The following is a 17,504-nucleotide window of genomic DNA, read 5'->3' on the forward strand; positions in this document are numbered from 1 at the left end:
ATTGAGCTGGGACAAGGTGGGGAAGCTTCTGGTAGCCGTGCTGCTTGGCCTGATGGTCCTGCTGGTCGTCTATGGGGTGTTCAGAAGCAACCCGCGCCTGGAGGCATCGCTGACCTATGCCTACCTCACCTATCCCAGCCAGTTCAGCGAACGCATCAGCAAGGCCAGCGAACAGCTCAAGTACGAGCAGTTGCAGGGGCATATCAACACCATCAGTCAGGGCACGCTGAGCCACGATCAGGTCGAGCGCCTGATCGAAATGGCCCAGGCACCCTATGCCCAACTGTTCGCCAAGCCCTTCGAGGCCGGGCTGGTCGACCACCGCACGGGTTTGCTCATCGAGTTGCGCAACAGCGGTGATACGCAAGTGCGTCAGGTGAAAATCCGCCTGCCGGCCAAGGGCCTGGTGCAGGTGCGCGATGCCGCGGGCAATGACACCATCCTGGAAACCGCAACCATGCAAGCGGATATCGCCGCCATCGAGCCGGGTGGCGCATGCAAGGTATGGGTGTATTTCGATGCGGACTATTCGCAGATCCGCCAGGGCGGGGTCAGCATCAGTCACGCGGACGGTAAGGCCGACATACAGGTGTACCGCGAGGTCATCGGTTTCCCGGCCTGGGTGGCCCGCTACAGCCGCGAGCTGATGGTACTGCTGGGTTTGTTGGTGGCCAGCGTGCTGGGCCTTGGGTATGCCTGCCTGTCGCGCCGTAAGCCGCACTGAACGCTTCAACTTTTGGGAGCCTCTTCGCAGCACAAGGCTGCTCCTACAGAAAATGCAAAATGGGTGTTTCTGAGGCAAAGGTCATTTGCCCCCAAGTCAACAATCGTGAGTTTGCGACCCTCTATAGTGCTCGGCATTCCAAGACCCATGCCGAGCCTGCCCGATGATTCCCACCCTGGATTCGATTTTTTCCCGCCTGCGCCTGCGTCAGTTGCGCCTGCTGATCGAACTGGACCGCTGCGGCTCCTTGCACAAGGCGGCGGAGGCCATGGCGATCTCCCAGCCCGGAGCCACCAAGGCCTTGCGTGAGGTGGAGGAGGTGCTGGGCGTGCCGTTATTCCAGCGCCTGCCCAGCGGCCTGGTGGCCAATGACGTGGGGCGTTGCGTGGTGCGTTATGCGCGCTTGATCCACAGCGACCTTGGGCATTTGCGCGAAGAAGTGCTGGGCATCGTCCAGGGGCAGGGTGGACGGCTGGCGGTGGGCAGCATCATGGGTGCCATGCCGACCTTGGTCGGCGCCCTCGGGCGGCTGCGCAGCAAGCAGCCGCAACTGGCGGTGGAGATCGCCGAGAACACCAGTGCCAACCTGCTGGCCCAGCTCGATGAAGGGCGCCTGGACCTGGCGATCTGCCGGCCGGGGTTGGGCCGTAATGCGGCGGACTACGCTTTTGTCGAGTTGGCCCAGGAGCCGCTGGCGGTGGTCGCGCACCCGCAGCACCCGCTGGCTGGGGCGACGGCGCTGGCAGTGGGCGACCTGAGCCAGTACCGCTGGGTTGTGTACCCGGCCAACATGCCCATGCGCCAGGCGCTGGAGCGTGAGTTGAGCGAGGCGGGGGTGGAGGTGCCACGCTATCCGCTGGAAACCTTCTCCACCTTTGCCACCTTCATGCTGCTGGAGGATGACCCGACGCTGGTGGCGGTGATCCCCAGCGCGGTGGCGGCCTTTGCCGAGGAGCGCGGGTTGCTGGTGTCGCTGGCCGTGCAGCTGCGGGCGCTGAGCGAACCGTTCGGCATCGTACACCGGGTGGCCGCGCCGCTATCACCGGCGGCGCGCTTGCTGGTGGAGGAGTTGACGGCTGGTCGAAACCTGTAGCGGCCCCTGTGGGAGCGGGCGTGCCCGCGAACACCGGCGCAGCCGGTGCCATCCACCGCGTTGCCTGCTTCGCGGGCACGCCCGCTCCCACAGGGGCTTGCAATCCCAAACCTCAGAACTGCCGCTCGCGGTAATCGATAAGGCTCGAGAACACCGCAATCAACACCGCCGCCACCACAAAGAAGATCAGCGCAAAGAAGTAATCCCCGGTGAACTGTACGATCAGCCCGATCACGATCGGCACCAGTACCCCGGCCATGTTGCCGCAGAAGTTCATGGTGCCACCCAGTACGCCGGTGCGCGACGGCCCACCAATGATCGCCGGCAGGCACCAGTACATCCCGCACCAACGGATGAAGAACATCGCCACGCACAGCAGGCTGACCACCGCGATGGTTTCGCCCACATAGGCTGCTGCCAGGATGCACAGCGCCGCCACCAGCGCCGAACCGCTGAACAGGGTGCGCATCACCAGGTTCGGCGAGGCACCGCTGGCCCGCCAGCGGTCACCGATCCAGCCGCCGATCAGCTCGCCGACAAACCCGCACATGAAGATCAGGAAGGTTGCTCCGCCCATGGCCGAGATGTTCAGGCCATGGGCCTTGTGCAGGTAGCTCGGCATCCAGGTCAGCAGGCCGTAGAACACCGCCAGGATGCAGCTGTAGCCGGCGAACATGGCAAAGATCGAACGGTCCTTGAGCAGCTCGCGCAGCGGCAGGTTGGCCTTGGCCGCCGCGGCATGGGCACTGGCATTGCCTGCGGTGATGTGGCGCAGCTCGGCCTCGTTCACCCCCGGGTGTTCGCTGGGGTGGTTGCGGATGTACTTCCACGCCAGAATGCCGGCCAGCACGGTGCCGACCCCGGCCACCACGAAGGCCAGGCGCCACGAGCCCAGCCAGGCGATCAACCCGGAAATCAGGATCGCCCCCAGGGCGCTGCCCAGAGGTGCGCCGCCATCTACCAGCACGGCGCCACGGCCGCGCTCGTTGGGCGTCAGCCAGGCGCCATTGAGCTTGGCCCCGGCGGGCATGATCGGCGACTCGGCCACCCCCAGGCCGATTCGCGTCAGCAGCAGTACCAGCCAGTTGTGCGAGGCCGCGCCCAGCGCCTGGAACAGGCCCCAGGCCACGGTCGCCGCGCCAATGATGCCGCGGGTGTGGAAGCGGTCCAGCAGCAGGCCGCCAGGAATCTGCATCAAGGCATAGGACCAGAAGAACGCACTGAGCATCAGCCCTTCCATGGCCGGGGTCAGGTTGAATTCGGGGGCGATCAGCGGCAGCGCCACCGACAGCGAGGCGCGGTCGATGTAGTTGATTGCGGTCAGCAGCAACAGGATCAGGAAGATGCGCCAGCGCACCGTGGTCATCGGGGCCGCAGCGGGCAGCGCCAGGTCGGCCTGGGAGGGGAAGGTCTTCATCGCAGGAGCTCGTTGTTGTGATTATCGGGAGGCGTAGCAATTACGCAGGCCGATTGTTGGAGCGCAGCCGGCGGGGCGGGTAATGAAAAGAGCTGATCCGCCAATAACGGCTGCTTATTACCCGGTCAGGGGATAAGCAGTGGTTATTGGCGGATCAGCTCTTTTCATTATCGGCGGCCCCGGCCTGCGCTCTAGATTGCCCCGGCACGGCCCGCCAGCGTCACGGCGGGCACAACAAGAACAACGCAGTTGCCTGAGGACCCCTCATGAACCAGTTCCAGTTCCATTTTCCTACCATTGCCAAATGCGGCGCGGGCCTGGCCGACCAGGCCGGTGCGCTGCTAAAACCGTACCTGGACGGCCCCCTGCTGGTGGTCACAGACCAAGGCCTGATCGACGCTGGCATCCTGGCCGGCTTTTTTGCCTCGCTGGAGCAGGCGGGCATCGACTACCAGCTGTTCTGCGCCGTTGAAGCCAACCCCGGCACCGACGTGCTCGATGCTGCCGTGGCGCTGCTGAAACAGCGCAACTGCACCGCCGTGATCGGCGTGGGTGGCGGCAGCAGCATCGACACCGCCAAGGGCGTGGCGGCGATGGCCACCAACCCTGGCAACATCCTCGACTATGAGGGCTACGACAAACTGACCCAGCCGCCGCTGCCGATCTTCGCCATCCCGACCACCTCAGGTACCGGCAGCGAATGCACGGCGTCGACCGTGTTCACCAACAAGCGCACGCTGTTCAAGACGGTGATCGTCAGCCCGCGGCTGTTCCCGCAGCTGGCAATCCTTGACCCGGCACTGACCCTGAAACTGCCTGCGGCCATCACCGCTGCCACTGGCATGGATGCGCTGACCCACGCCATCGAGTCGTATGTGTCGCGCCAGGCCAACCCCATCAGCCAGGCCATGGCCCTGCAAGCCATTCGCATGATTGCCGGCAGCCTGAAAAAAACCTACTTCGTCGGCACCGACATGGCCGCCCGCGAGCAGATGCTGCTGGGCTCGTTCCTGGCCGGGGTGGCGTTCTCGCAATCCAGACTGGGCAACGTGCATGCCATTTCCCACACGTTCGGCGGGGTGTTCAACATCCCCCATGGCATCGCCAACGCCGCCCTGCTGCCTTACGTGATCAAGTTCAACCTGCCGGCCTGCCCGGAGCGCTTCCGCGACATCGCCATTGCCTTGGGCGCCGAAGTGACCGGGCTCAGCGTGGAGCAGGCTGCGGCGTGCACGGTAGAGGCGGTGGTGGCCCTGAACCAGGCCATCGGCATCCCCGCGACCATCCGTGAGCTGGGCGTTGACCTGGAGTTTCTGCCGCAGATGGTCAGCGACTCGATGCGCAGCGGCAACGTGCTGGTCAACCCACGCCTGACCACCGCGCGTGATGTCGAGCGCCTGATCACCGACGCCTACCACGGCAACCTCTGAACCTTAACGGAACCACGACCATGTTCTATGAAATGCGTACCTATACCCTGCACATTGGCAAGATGAAGCAATACCTGGAGCACTTCGAAAAGGAAGGCTTGCCGGTGATCTCACGCTACGCCAAGCTGGTGGGCTGGTGGTACACCGAGATCGGCGAACTGAACCAGGTGGTGCACATCTGGGCCTACGAGAGCCTTGACGAGCGCATCGAGCGCCGTGCCGCCCTTTACCGCGATGCGGACTGGCTGGAGCGCTTCATCCCGGTAGCCTTTCCGATGCTGGTGCGGATGGAGTCGAAGCTGTTGATGCCGGCCGCGTTTTCGCCAATCCAGTGACCCTGTAACTGCATTGCATCAAGGAGCAACCCAATGGATCTAGGCATTACCGGCCGCTGGGCCATCGTCTGCGCGGCCAGCCAGGGCCTGGGCAAAGGCTGCGCCGAGGCCCTGGGCAGAGAAGGCGTCAACCTGGTCATCAATGCCCGCACCCAGGCCACCCTGGAGCAAACCGCCGCCGAGTTGCGTGCGGCCTGCCCGGGTATCGAGGTGCGCAGCGTGGCCGGTGATGTCGCTGACGCCGAGGTGCGCCTGGCACTGCTGGCAGCCTGCCCGCAGGTGGATATCCTGGTCAACAACGCCGGTGGCCCGCCGCCGGGTGATTTCCGTGACTGGGGGCGTGAGGACTGGCTGAAGGCGCTGGACGCCAACATGCTTACCCCTATCGAGCTGATCAAGGCGGTGGTCGATGGCATGGCCGAACGCGGGTTCGGCCGGGTGGTGAACATCACCTCCGGTGCGGTGAAGGCGCCGATCGACATTCTGGGCTTGTCCAATGGTGCACGCAGTGGCCTGACCGGCTTCATTGCCGGCCTGGCCCGTCAGCAGCGCCTGGCGGGCAGCAACGTGACGCTGAACAACCTGCTGCCTGGGGCGTTCGACACAGCGCGCCTGCAGAAAACCCTGAAGGCGGCAGGTGGCGATGTGCAAGCCACCGCCCAGGCGCGGCGCAAGGCCATCCCGGCGGCGCGCTTTGGCAGTGCCGATGAATTCGGTGCTTACTGCGCGTTCCTGTGCAGTGCGCATACCGGGTACATCACCGGGCAGAACCTGTTGATCGATGGTGGCGCGTTCCCCGGTACGTTCTAACGGCCCGACCGTTCCCCCTTGTAAGAGCAGCCTTGTGCTGCGAAGGGGCCGGTATGACTTACAGAAATCTGTCAGTCATACCGGCCCCTCTATGGGAACAAGCAGCCCCGGGGGGAAATGCCTGTCAGTTAAGATATTTGGGGCCGCCTTGCGGCCCATCGCCGGCAAGCCAGCTCCCACAGGTATAGTGCAACTCTTGAGCCCTGCGCTGTACCTGTGGGAGCTGGCTTGCCGGCGATGGGCTGCAAAGCAGCCCCAGTGAAGCCTTTAGAAACCTTAACTGACTGGCATTACCCCGGGGGGCAATGACTTTTGCTTGTCACTCAACAACCCTCCTCGTGCAGCGCCAGGCTCTGGCGCAACTGTTCGAGCATGGCCTGGCGCAGTGCCTGCGGTGCCTGCACACGGATCGAACCGGCCTGGGATAACAGCCAGCCCATCAGCGCACGGTTGTCGTTGACGGTGGCCAGCAGCCTGGCGCCGCCGTTCGCTTGCGGCGTCAGTTGCATGTCTGCCGACAGTGGCGACGCTTCCAGGCGCCGGGCCAGCGCATCGTCGACCCAGGCGTGCAACTCGACCTGTGGCGCAGGTGTGAGCGCATCGGGCTGCAGCTGTTGCGCCTCGCCCAGGCTCAGGCCTGGTTGCCAGTACCAGCCGTAGGGCATGCCTTTGCTGTTGCACTGCAGCGGGAACAGCGCCGCGAGTTCGACCAGGTCGCGTTCGACGGTGCGTTTGCTGGTGGTATGGCCCGTGGTTGCCAGGGCAGCCTGCAACTGGGTGGAACTCATCCCCGGATGACGGCCCGGCAGCAGCCTGAGCAACTGCCACTGGCGGGCGATGGTGTGACGGGTAGGGTGGCTGGGCAAAGGGCTCGTCCTTGAAGGCAGGTACGAAGCCTGCCTGGATAGTGGCGTTTAGCTATTGCCCAGCATACCGTGTCGCAGAATGGGATCCAAGTTCTCCTGCACAGCCGTTATTCGAGGCGTGTCACCCATTTGCCTGGGCCTTGGCCTTCTTTCAACTGCCGCAGCGCCTGTGGCAATGCCGAGAAGGCGAACTCGCGGCGCTGTGGCGTGATCAGGCTGCCATCGGCGACAGCCTGCAGCAGTCGTTCACCGGCCACGCGCAGGGCTTGGCGGTCTGCCAATCGGCCGTGGGCGTGAATGCTGTTGAGCGCCACCTCATGCAGCGAGATCGCCGTGCTGAAGGCAGGCGTTGGCGCGGTTTCCTGGCGGTCCTGAATGCACACCAGGTGGCCGTTGTAGCCGAGCAGGTGGGCAAGGCTGCCTGCATGGGCGCCGCTGACCGTGTCGAACAGGGCATGCAGCGGGCGCTCGCCCAAGGCGCCCTGCAGTTGGGTCTGCCAGTCGGCGTCGTGGTAGTCGAACACCCCGCTCACACCGAGGGCCTTGAGCGTGGCGTGGTGGCGTTGGCCGGCACTGGCCCATACGCGCAGGCCACGTTGCGCGGCCAGTTGCGCGAGGTAGAAGCCCACCGCGCCACCGGCGCCGATCACCAGCACGTCGCGGCTGGCACCCTCGGGTACTTTGGCCAGGGCCTGCCAGGCGGTCAGAGCGGGGCAAGGCACGGCGGCCGCGGTGGTGTCGCCGAGCGCACTGGGGATATGCATCACCAGGCTTGCATCGAGCAGGCAGTGCTCGGCAAAACTGCCGTCACGCGCCAACGATTGGTGGTAGGCAACACGGCTGCCCAAGGGCATGTCGACGCCTGCGCCAACGGCGACTACCACACCGGCGCCATCCACGCCCGGGACCGTGCCCTGCTGCCAAGCCGGGTGGCCCCATTCGCAGATCTTCCAGTCCACCGGGTTGAGGGCAATGGCGCGGTTGGCCACCAGCACCTCACCGGGGCCGGGTTGTGGCAGGTGTTTACGCAGCAGTTGCAGGCCGTCGAGGCCGGCGTTCGGGGTCCAGGCCCAGGCTTGATGATCGGTTGGCATGGTGCGGGTCCTTTCGAGACGGGTGTGGGCGGCAGGCTAGCGGAGATGGGGCGGGGGAAACAGCTGCGGTGAGGGCAAGGTGTTTTGACTGGAAGACAAAAAAGCGGGGCCGCTGTGCGGCCCATCGCCGGCAAGCCAGCTCCCACAGGTACAGCACCAGCCTGGAGCTTTTGCAATTCCGGTGGGAGCTGGCTTGCCTGGTAGCCGGGGTTGAACTCAGATAGCCAGGCTGTCGACCACGCCGCCGTCGACCCGCAGGGCCGCGCCGGTGGTGGCGGAGGAGTAAGGGGAGGCCAGGTACACCGCCAGGTGGGCGACTTCGTCGACATCCGCGGCGCGCTGGATGATCGAGCTCGGCCGTGCAGTACGCACGAAATTGTCGGCTTCTTCACGAATGCTGCGCCCGGACGCCTGGGCTGCATCAGCCACCAGCGCGGCCACGCCGTCGGTCAGGGTCGGGCCGGGCAGCACGGCGTTCACGGTTACCCCGGTACCGGCCAGGCGCTTGGCCAGGCCATGCGATACCGCCAGGTTGGCGGCCTTGGTGACGCCGTAGTTGATCATGTCGGCAGGGATGGCAATGCCCGATTCCGAGGAGATGAACAGGATCCGCCCCCAACCTTTTTCGACCATCCCCGGGGCATAGTGACGGGCCAGGCGCACGCCGCTCAGTACGTTGGTATCGTAGAAGCGCGTCCACTCGCTGTCGGCCACCTCGAAGAAGTCGACGTCGTCGTAGATACCCAGATTGTTGACCAGGATGTCGGCCCGTGGGTGGGCGGCGAACAGGGTTGCGGCACCGGCGGCGGTGCCCAGGTCGGCGACCACGCCGTGGATCTGCCCACGGCCACCTTGCTCGCGCAGTTCGGCCAGGGCGGCATCCAGCGAATGCTGGCTGCGCCCGGCAATGACGACGTCGGCGTTGGCGCGGGCCAGGCCGCGGGCGATAGCCAGACCAATACCGCCGGTCGAGCCGCTGATGATGGCGGTGCGTCCGCCGAGGTCGATGTTCATGGAATGGCTCCTGTGGGTGAGTTGCATCGATGGGAGCCATCCTAGAGAACCGCTTTCAGACTGTAAAAGACTCAATTCGACTGAGTTCAGACCTTCCTGGACTTATCCGCTTCCTGCTCGGCCAGTGCCAGCACTTGCTCGCGGAAAATGCCCACGATCGGTCGCAAGTCGACCTGGTGCCATACCGCCCACAACTGCTCGCTGGGCTGGAACCAGTCCAGTTGGCGCAGCACCACGGTCGGCCCGGCGCTGGCCGACAGGCTGCTTTGCACCATGGCCAGGCCCAGGCCGGCGGACACCAGGCCGAGCACGCTCAGCGGGTCGTTAGCCTCCAGCGACAGGCGCGGGGTGAAGCCGGCATCGCCACAGCGGGCGATGAAATTGTCGCGCTTGTGAACCTGGTCGGGCTGGCCCCCGGTGATGATCCAGTCCTGCTCGTGCAGGTCGGCGGGGGTCAGTCCGGCCTTGCCGGCCAGCGGGTGCGCGGCCGGGATGGCGAGCAGCAATGGGTCGTCCAGCACCGGCTGGCCACGCAGGTCGGGGTCGTCCTTTGGCGGCCGCTCGCACACCAGGGCAATGTCCAGGCTGCGCTGACGCAGGCCTTCGAACTGTTCGTTGGGGGTCATGTTGTACAGCGCAATGTGAATGTTCGGGCGCTCGCCTCGAATGGCCCGCACCGCGCCCGGCAGCACGCCGGCATGGATGGCGTGGTTGACATAACCGATGCAAAGCCCGCCTTCTTCGCCACGGCCCAGGCGCTTGCCCAGCGATTCCAGGCGCTCGGCATGCTTGAGCAGGCCACGCGCTTCGGCCAGGAAGGTGCGCCCGTCCCTGGTCAGGTACAGGCGCTGGTTACGCCGTTCGAACAGCGCCAGGCCAAGGTTGTCCTCCAGCTGGGCGATCTGCCGGCTGAGGGGCGATTGGGAAATGTGCAGCTGCTCGGCGGCACGGCCGACGTTCTCGCATTCGGCGACGGCCACGAAGTAGCGCAACTGACGTAGATCTTGCATGAGACCTCCAGGGACTTAACTATTAACAATTATGACTTGGACGGTCTTGATCTTGCCAGCCTGAGGGCGGCCACTTCGTCGGTTGAGCGTGGCGACAGCGACCTGGTGGCTCCATTCGCGGGCACGCCCGCTCCCACAGGCACAGCGCTGTTTTCAAGTGCAGCGCAGTACCTGTGGGAGCGGGCGTGCCCGCGAATGCGTCTGTCCAGGCAACACAACAGATTGACCCTTTCGCAACAGCCCGGTCGCAACCTTTGCTTCCAGATCAAAACTCATTGTCCCGCACCCATCTTTTTCCCATCCCTGCGTCCCCTGAGAATTCACCCATTCCAACCTTCCACAGGTGATTCTCAAATGCCTCTCGCCTTGTTAGCCCTGACCCTGGCGGCCTTCGCCATCGGCACCACGGAGTTCGTGATCGTCGGTCTCATTCCAACCATCGCCAATGACCTGGCCGTGACCCTGCCTTCGGCCGGCCTGCTGGTCAGCCTTTACGCCCTCAGCGTCGCCATCGGCGCCCCCCTGCTCACTGCCATGACCGGCCGCGTACCGCGCAAGCTGTTGCTGGTCGGCCTGATGGCGCTGTTCACCGCCGGTAACCTGGTGGCCTGGCAGGCGCCCAGCTACGAATCGCTGATCATGGCGCGTATCCTCACCGGCCTGGCCCACGGGGTGTTCTTCTCGGTCGGCTCGATCATCGCCACCAGCCTGGTGCCGAAAGAAAAAGCCGCCAGCGCCATCGCCACCATGTTCAGTGGCATGACCGTGGCCTTTGTCACCGGTATCCCGCTGGGCACCTTCATCGGCCAGCACTTCGGCTGGCGCGTGACCTTCCTGGTGGTGGCCGCCTTCGGCCTGGTGGCGCTGCTTGGCGCACTGGTGTTCGTGCCAAGGCGCATCCAGCACAGCCAGCCGGCACCGCTGCTGCGCCAACTGCGGGTGATGCTGCAACCGCGCCTGCTGCTGGTGTATGCCATGACTGCCGTGGGTTACGGCGGCTCGCTGATCGCCTTCACCTTCCTTGCCCCGATCCTGCAGGACATCGCCGGCTTCGGCGCCAACAGCGTCGCCCTGGTGCTGCTCGCCTACGGTGTTTCGGTTGCCCTGGGCAACATCTGGGGCGGCCGCCTTGCCGACCGCAAAGGCCCGGTCAAGGCCCTGTCGATCATCTTCCTGCTGCTGGCCGTTGTCCTGCTGGCGCTGACCTTCACCGCGCCGCATCCGGTGCTGGTGGTCGTCACTGTACTGGCCTGGGGGGCAGTAGCCTTCGGCAATGTGCCGGGCCTGCAGGTGTACGTGGTACAGCAGGCTGAAAAGGTCGCCCCCGATGCAGTCGACGTGGCCGCCGGTTTCAACATCGCCGCCTTCAACCTGGGTGTGGCCGGTGGCTCCTGGGGCGGTGCCCAGGTGGTGCAGCAGCTGGGCCTCGGCCATACCCCGTGGATCGCCGCGCTGGTCACCCTTGCTGCCTTGGCCCTGACCCTGTACAGCGGCCGCCTCGATCGCCGCGTACCTGCCCAGCCACAACCTGTCGTCAGCCGCGCCTGACCCCCTGATTCGACTTACGGAGATGCTCGCAATGACTCAAGATCCGCTGTTCCAACCCTTGCAACTCGGCGCCCTGAACCTGCCCAACCGCGTGCTGATGCCGCCGATGACCCGCTCCCGCGCTGCCCAGCCTGGCGATGTACCGACTGCGCTGATGGCCGAGTACTACGCACAACGCGCCAGTGCCGGGCTGATCGTCAGTGAAGGCACCTGGATCTCGCCACTGGGCAAGGGTTACGCCCGCACCCCGGGCATCCACACCCAGGCGCAGGTCGACGGCTGGCGCCTGGTCACCGAGGCTGTGCATGCCGCGGGCGGGCGCATCTTTGCCCAGCTCTGGCACGTCGGCCGCCTCAGCCACAGCAGCCTGCTCGGTGGCCAGGCACCGGTGTCGTCCTCGGCGATGCAGGCCGAAGGCGTGAATGTGTTCATCGACAATGCCGATGGCACGCCTGGCTTTGTCCAGGCCTCCACACCGCGCGCATTGAGCGAAGCGGAAATTGCCGAGATCATCGAGCAGTACCGCCAGGCTGCGCGCAATGCCATGGCTGCCGGTTTTGACGGTGTCGAGTTGCACGCGGCCAACGGTTACCTGGTCAACCAGTTCCTCGACTCCGGCGCCAACGACCGCACCGACCGCTACGGCGGTTCGCTGGAGAACCGCCTGCGCTTTCTCGACCAGGTCACCCGTGCGCTGGTCGATGGCACCGGCGACGCCCAGCGCGTAGGTGTACGCCTGGCGCCGCTGACCACGCTCAATGGCTGTGTCGATGCCGACCCGGTCACTACCTATACCACAGCGGCCCGGCACCTGGGCGAAATCGGCATCGGCTACCTGCACATTGCCGAAGCCGACTGGGATGACGCGCCGGACATGCCGGTGGACTTCAAGCAACAACTGCGGACGGTGTTCCCCGGGGTGATGGTGTATGCCGGCAAATACACCGGCGAACGTGCACGACGTGCGCTGGAGGAGGGCTGGGCTGACCTGATCGGCTTTGGCCGGCCATTCGTGGCCAACCCGGATCTGCCGGCACGGCTGCAGCTGAATGCACCACTGGCCGAGCATGAACGGGCCACGCTGTTTGGCGGTGATGCCCGTGGCCTGACCGACTACCCGGCGTTGGCAACAGCCTGACCGCTTATTCGCCGCTGACCAACTGACGCGCCAACTGGTTGTGGCGCTCCAGTACCCGTGGCAGGTCGACCGTGGCCAACTGGCCGTCCTTCACCACCAAACGGCCATTGATGACGCTGGTGTGCACCTGGGTCGGGGTGCAGAACACCAGCGCTGCCAGCGGGTCGTGGTGACCACCGGCATAGGCGACGTGGCCGAGGTCGAAGGCCACGAAGTCGGCCACCATGCCTGGGGCCAGGGCGCCGATGTCAGTGCGGTTGAGCACCTTGGCGCCGCCGAGTGTGGCAATTTCCAGCGCTTCGCGTGCGGTCATCGCGTCGGGGCCGAAGCCTACCCGTTGCAGCAACAGGGCCTGGCGCACCTCACCGATCATGCTGGCGCCATCGTTGGATGCCGAACCGTCGACCCCCAGGCCCACCGGGACCCCGTGGTCGCGCATCTTGCGCACCGGGGCGATGCCCGAGGCCAGGCGCATGTTCGAGCAGGGGCAGTGGGCGACACCGGTGCCGGTGCGGGCGAACAGTTCGATACCGTGCTGGTCGAGCTGCACGCAGTGGGCGTGCCACACGTCGTGGCCAACCCAGCCGAGGTCCTCGGCATATTCGGCGGGGGTCATGCCGAACTTCTCGCGGCTGTAGGCGATGTCGTTGACGTTCTCGGCCAGGTGGGTATGCAGCGACACCCCGTACTGGCGCGCCAGCACGGCGGCTTCGCGCATCAGGTCGCGGCTGACCGAGAACGGCGAGCAGGGCGCTACCACGATGCGGCGCATCGAGCCGTGGCTGGCGTCGTGGTAGTCCTCGATCAGGCGCTGCGATTCCTTGAGGATGTCGGCTTCCTTTTCCACCACCGAATCAGGCGGCAGGCCGCCCTGGCTGCGGCCCACGCTCATGCTGCCGCGTGCGGCATGGAAGCGCATGCCGATCTCGTCGGCGGCATGGATGCTGTCGTCGAGCTTGCAGCCGTTGGGGTAGATGTACAAGTGGTCGCTGGAGGTAGTGCAGCCGGACAGGATCAGTTCGGCCATGGCGGTCTGGGTCGACACCGCGATCATCTCGGGGGTCAGGCGCGCCCAGATCGGGTACAGGTTGGTCAACCAGTTGAACAGCTCGCCGTCCTGGGCCGCCGGCACCACGCGGGTGAGGCTCTGGTACATATGGTGGTGGGTGTTGACCAGGCCTGGGATGACCACCTTGCCGGCCATGTCCAGCACTACGTCGGCGTGCTGCGGCAGGGTATCGCTGGGGCCGACCTGGCGGATCAGGTTGCCTTCGATGAACATTCCGCCGTGCTTGATCTCGCGGCGTTCGCCGTCCATGGTAACCAGCAGTTCGGCGTTTTTGACCAGTAGCGTTTTTGGAGCATTTGTAGATGACATGGCTTGAGCCTGTCGCAATATGCATCGGCGATTACCGATGTCATAGGCGCAGGGCATTGTAAGCAAGGTATTTGCAAATTGTATACAGGGTTGGTTGTCCTGTACCGGCCTCTTCGCGGGCACGCCCGCTCCCACAGGTACTGCACAGTTCTCGAACCCTGTGCAATACCTGTGGGAGCGGGCGTGCCCGCGAAGAGGCCAGTTCAGGCTACCTCAATGTCAGATCAAACCGCCCCACGGCTGGCAACCCCATCCACCAACCGCGCAATCCCCAGCGGGTTGGCACTTTGCAGTGCTTCCGGCAGCAGCGCATCCGGGTAGTTCTGGAAGCACACCGGGCGCAGGAAGCGGTCGATGGCCAAGGTCCCGACCGAAGTGCCACGGGCATCGGAGGTGGCCGGGTATGGCCCGCCATGCACCATCGCGTCGGCTACCTCGACGCCGGTCGGGTAGCCGTTCAGCAGCAGGCGCCCGGCCTTGTGCTCCAGCAGCGGCACCAGGGTGGCAAAGGCACGCAGGTCGTCCGGCTCGGCAATCAGGGTGGCGGTCAGCTGGCCTTGCAGGTGGCGCAGCGCTTCGGCCAGTTGCCGGGCATCGGCCACTTCCACCACCACGGTGGTTGGGCCGAACACTTCTTCCTGCAGCAGCGGGTCGCTGTTCAGCAGCAGGCTCACGTCTGCCTTGAACAGCTGCGGCTGGGCCTGCTTGCCGGTTTGTGGCTGGCCGGCCAGGTGCTTGATGCCCGGGTGCGCCAGCAGGTGCTGTACACCGTTCTGATAGCTGCGCAGGGTACCTGCGTTGAGCATGGTCTGCGGCGCCTGGTCGGCCATGCGCGCCACCAGCGTGTGCACAAAGCGTTCGAACTGCGGCGACTTGATGCCCACCACCAGGCCCGGGTTGGTGCAGAACTGCCCGCAACCCAGCACTACCGATGCAGCCAGTTCGCCGGCTACCTGCTCACCACGGGCCTGCAGGGCCAGGGGCAGGACGATGACCGGGTTGATGCTGCTCATTTCGGCGAACACCGGAATCGGCTGCGGGCGCGCAGCCGCCATGTCGCACAGGGCGCGGCCACCACGCAGCGAACCGGTGAAGCCGACCGCCTGGATCGCCGGGTGCTTGACCAGAGCCTCGCCCACGCCGGCGCCGTAGATCATGTTGAACACGCCTGCCGGCATGTCGCTGGCGGCCACCGCGCGGTCAATCGCCGCGGCCACGTGGGCGGCGGTCAGCATGTGCCCGCTGTGGGCCTTGAACACCACCGGGCAGCCGGCGGCCAGCGCCGAGGCGGTGTCACCGCCGGCGGTGGAGAAGGCCAGCGGGAAGTTGCTGGCACCGAATACGGCCACCGGGCCGACGCCGATGCGGTATTGGCGCAGGTCCGGGCGTGGCAGCGGGGTGCGCTCGGGCAGGGCACGGTCGATGCGCGCACCGAGGAAGTCGCCACGGCGCACCACCTCGGCGAACAGGCGTAGCTGGTTGCTGGTGCGGGCGCGCTCACCGCGGATGCGTGCCTCGGGCAGCGCGGTTTCGCGCATCACCTGCTGGACGAAGTCATCGCCCAGGGCGTCGAGTTCGCTGGCGATGGCGTCGAGGAAGGCGGCGCGCTGGGCCGGGCGGGTGCTGCGGTAGGCCGGGTAGGCGGCCTCGGCGGCCAGTACGGCGGCATCGACTTCGTCGCCGGTCGCCTGGTGGAAGGCGTAGGGCAGTGGCTCGCCGGTGTGGGCGTCGACGCTGTTCAGCAGCACGTCACCGTTGCCGCTGAGCTGGCCGGCGATGTGGTTCAGGCGATGTTCGATGGACATTTCGTTTCCCGTTGGCAATGACAGTCGTTGTGCTGGGACTGTAGGGGGCGAAATGGGTGCTGAATAATGATTAATGCGGATCAGGTGATAACGTTCTGTTATCGCATGGCCTGCTATTGAGGAACGATGTTCGAGCGTATGCCATGCCCGTGGGAGCGGGCGCGCCCGCGAAGCGCCCGACACGGTGTATGGCACCGGCTTTGCCGGTGTTCGCGGGCACGCCCGCTCCCACAACGACCGCGCAGGCTTCCAGTCTGAGTAAGGCGGTTGTGGGGGCGCTGTTTGTGTCACTCGGCCATCTGCAACTCCGGCAGCTTTACCCGGAACGCCCGGGTAAGCCCCAGCAGCACCACAAGGCCCATGCCCATCCAGCACAGACCGATGGTGAACGACAGGCTGGTCAGGCTGCTCCACAGCCACAGCGTGCTGAGGAAGCCAAGGCCGGGAATGGCACCATACAGCAGGTAGTTACGACCACCTCGCAGCTTGTGGTCGACAAGGTAGTGCTTGACCACGGCCAGGTTCACCGCCGAGAAGGCGAACAGTGCGCCAAAGCTGATCATGTTGGCCACCGTGTCGAGCGTAATCACCAAGGCAATCAGCGATAGCAGGCTGACCAGCAGGATGGCCGTGGCCGGTACGCGCTTTTTCGTCACCAGCTGGCCGAACGCACGGGGCAATGCACCGTCGCGGCCCATGGCGAACAGCACCCGCGACACGCTGGCCTGGGACACCATCGCCGAGGCGAAGCAGCCGGCCACGTAGGTGGCGGTGAAGGCGGTGACCAGCAGCTCGCCGCCGACCCGGCGCATCACGTCCACCGACGCCGAGTCCGGGTCGGCGAAGCTGCCCCAGTCAGGGAACACCATCTGCGCGCAATACGACACTACCAGGAACAACAGGCCGCCAATCAGCGATACGGCGAGAATCGCCACGGGAATGCGGTAGGTGGGGTTGCTGGTTTCCTCGGCCATGGTCGAGACCGCATCGAAGCCCAGGAACGACAGGCACAGCACGGCGGCGCCGGTCATGATCAACGGCACGCTGAAGCCTTCGTGGTGGAAGGGCGCCAGCAGCGACACCGGCTGCGCCTGCCCGCTGAGGTTGTGGATGGACAGGGCGACGAACACGATGATGAACACCAGTTGCATCACCACCAGGACCCAGTTGACCCGGGTGATCGACTCGATGCCGATCAGGTTGAGGAAGGTGACCAGGGCAATGGAGCCCACCACCCACACCCAGGCGTGGATGGCCGGGAAGTATTCGGACATGTAGATGCCTATCAGCAGGTAGCTGAGCAGCGGCAGGAAGATGTAGTCGAGCAGCAAGGTCCAGCCGGCGATGAAGCCGATGTGGCTGCCGAAGGCCTTGCGGGTGTAGGTGTAGACCGAGCCGGAGTAAGGGTGGGCCTGGACCATGCGGCCGTAACTGTAGGCGGTCAGCAGCATGGCGGCGAGGGTCAGCAGGTAGGCGGTGGGCAGGTGCCCCTTGGTCATCTGGGTGACCAGCCCGTAGGTGGTGAATACTGCAAGCGGGACCATGTAGGCCAGGCCGAAGAGCACCAGGGCGGGCAGCCCCATGGATTTGCGGAAACGGCCGTTGCTGGCGGTGGGTTGCGACGGGCTATGTGCAGGGCTATGGGCTGTACTTGTTGTTGTATGCATTGCTAACTCCTGAAAAGGGATGCAGCACGCCGCGGTATGCGAGCGGGCTCGATACCGGTGGGTGTTGTGCAAGGAGGTCGAGCGGGTGGCTCGCAGCGCTGGGGCGGGTTGATGCTCCCACACCCCGCCGGTACCCGGAATCACCCTTTGGGGTGAGCCGGCAGGCGGTTGTACC

The 17,504-nt window shown here is 65.3% G+C and carries 15 protein-coding genes; 7 read left to right on the top strand and 8 right to left on the bottom strand.

The window, feature by feature from the left end:
* Position 1 precedes the first annotated feature (1 nt).
* Both QIY50_21825 and QIY50_21830 read left to right on the top strand, forming a co-directional pair.
* Positions 2–724, top strand: coding sequence for a hypothetical protein (locus QIY50_21825; protein WGV19920.1), 723 nt, complete (start codon positions 2–4; stop codon positions 722–724).
* Positions 725–887: 163 nt separating this feature from the next.
* Positions 888–1,817 (top strand): LysR family transcriptional regulator, encoded by a 930-nt coding sequence (locus QIY50_21830; protein ID WGV19921.1) that lies wholly within the window; start codon positions 888–890, stop codon positions 1,815–1,817.
* Positions 1,818–1,929: 112 nt separating this feature from the next.
* Here QIY50_21830 and QIY50_21835 read toward each other — a convergent pair whose 3' ends face one another.
* On the bottom strand, positions 1,930–3,234 hold the full coding sequence (locus QIY50_21835; protein WGV19922.1) for an MFS transporter: 1,305 nt from the start codon (positions 3,232–3,234) through the stop codon (positions 1,930–1,932).
* Between the two features lie 266 nt (positions 3,235–3,500).
* Here QIY50_21835 and QIY50_21840 point away from each other — a divergent pair, with 266 nt between their 5' ends.
* The 3 genes from QIY50_21840 to QIY50_21850 are packed head-to-tail and all read left to right on the top strand — an operon-like array spanning position 3,501 to position 5,809.
* The gene (locus QIY50_21840; GenBank protein ID WGV19923.1) at positions 3,501–4,664 is read left to right on the top strand and encodes an iron-containing alcohol dehydrogenase; all 1,164 of its coding nucleotides are present in this window, start codon (positions 3,501–3,503) and stop codon (positions 4,662–4,664) included.
* Positions 4,665–4,684: 20 nt separating this feature from the next.
* Positions 4,685–4,999: an NIPSNAP family protein gene (locus tag QIY50_21845; GenBank protein ID WGV19924.1), complete on the top strand. Its 315-nt coding sequence runs from the start codon at positions 4,685–4,687 to the stop codon at positions 4,997–4,999.
* A 33-nt stretch (positions 5,000–5,032) separates the two neighbouring features.
* Positions 5,033–5,809, top strand: a complete 777-nt coding sequence (locus tag QIY50_21850) for an SDR family oxidoreductase (protein WGV19925.1) — start codon at positions 5,033–5,035, stop codon at positions 5,807–5,809.
* A gap of 323 nt (positions 5,810–6,132) precedes the next feature.
* Here the strand turns inward: QIY50_21850 and QIY50_21855 are convergent, their stop codons facing one another.
* From QIY50_21855 to QIY50_21870, 4 genes are all read right to left on the bottom strand, one after another.
* Positions 6,133–6,675 (bottom strand): WYL domain-containing protein, encoded by a 543-nt coding sequence (locus tag QIY50_21855; protein WGV19926.1) that lies wholly within the window; start codon positions 6,673–6,675, stop codon positions 6,133–6,135.
* A 107-nt stretch (positions 6,676–6,782) separates the two neighbouring features.
* On the bottom strand, positions 6,783–7,769 hold the full coding sequence (locus tag QIY50_21860) for a zinc-binding dehydrogenase (GenBank protein WGV19927.1): 987 nt from the start codon (positions 7,767–7,769) through the stop codon (positions 6,783–6,785).
* Positions 7,770–7,985: 216 nt separating this feature from the next.
* Positions 7,986–8,783: an SDR family oxidoreductase gene (locus QIY50_21865; protein ID WGV19928.1), complete on the bottom strand. Its 798-nt coding sequence runs from the start codon at positions 8,781–8,783 to the stop codon at positions 7,986–7,988.
* Between the two features lie 86 nt (positions 8,784–8,869).
* Positions 8,870–9,793 (bottom strand): LysR substrate-binding domain-containing protein, encoded by a 924-nt coding sequence (locus QIY50_21870; protein ID WGV19929.1) that lies wholly within the window; start codon positions 9,791–9,793, stop codon positions 8,870–8,872.
* Positions 9,794–10,147: 354 nt separating this feature from the next.
* Here QIY50_21870 and QIY50_21875 point away from each other — a divergent pair, with 354 nt between their 5' ends.
* A complete protein-coding gene (locus QIY50_21875; GenBank protein ID WGV19930.1) occupies positions 10,148–11,341 on the top strand; it encodes an MFS transporter in 1,194 nt (397 codons plus the stop codon).
* A 31-nt stretch (positions 11,342–11,372) separates the two neighbouring features.
* Positions 11,373–12,479 carry an alkene reductase gene (locus QIY50_21880; GenBank protein ID WGV19931.1) on the top strand — a complete coding sequence of 369 codons (1,107 nt, stop codon included), beginning with the start codon at positions 11,373–11,375 and terminating at the stop codon, positions 12,477–12,479.
* Positions 12,480–12,483: 4 nt separating this feature from the next.
* Here QIY50_21880 and QIY50_21885 read toward each other — a convergent pair whose 3' ends face one another.
* The 3 genes from QIY50_21885 to QIY50_21895 form a co-directional block, all read right to left on the bottom strand.
* The gene (locus QIY50_21885; GenBank protein WGV19932.1) at positions 12,484–13,857 is read right to left on the bottom strand and encodes an 8-oxoguanine deaminase; all 1,374 of its coding nucleotides are present in this window, start codon (positions 13,855–13,857) and stop codon (positions 12,484–12,486) included.
* 224 nt (positions 13,858–14,081) lie between these two features.
* Positions 14,082–15,662, bottom strand: a complete 1,581-nt coding sequence (locus QIY50_21890; protein WGV19933.1) for an aldehyde dehydrogenase (NADP(+)) — start codon at positions 15,660–15,662, stop codon at positions 14,082–14,084.
* A gap of 287 nt (positions 15,663–15,949) precedes the next feature.
* Positions 15,950–17,329: an APC family permease gene (locus tag QIY50_21895; GenBank protein WGV19934.1), complete on the bottom strand. Its 1,380-nt coding sequence runs from the start codon at positions 17,327–17,329 to the stop codon at positions 15,950–15,952.
* Between the last annotated feature and the right edge of the window lie 175 nt (positions 17,330–17,504).

The sequence above is a fragment of the Pseudomonas putida genome (genome assembly GCA_029953615.1).
Lineage (GTDB): Bacteria > Pseudomonadota > Gammaproteobacteria > Pseudomonadales > Pseudomonadaceae > Aquipseudomonas.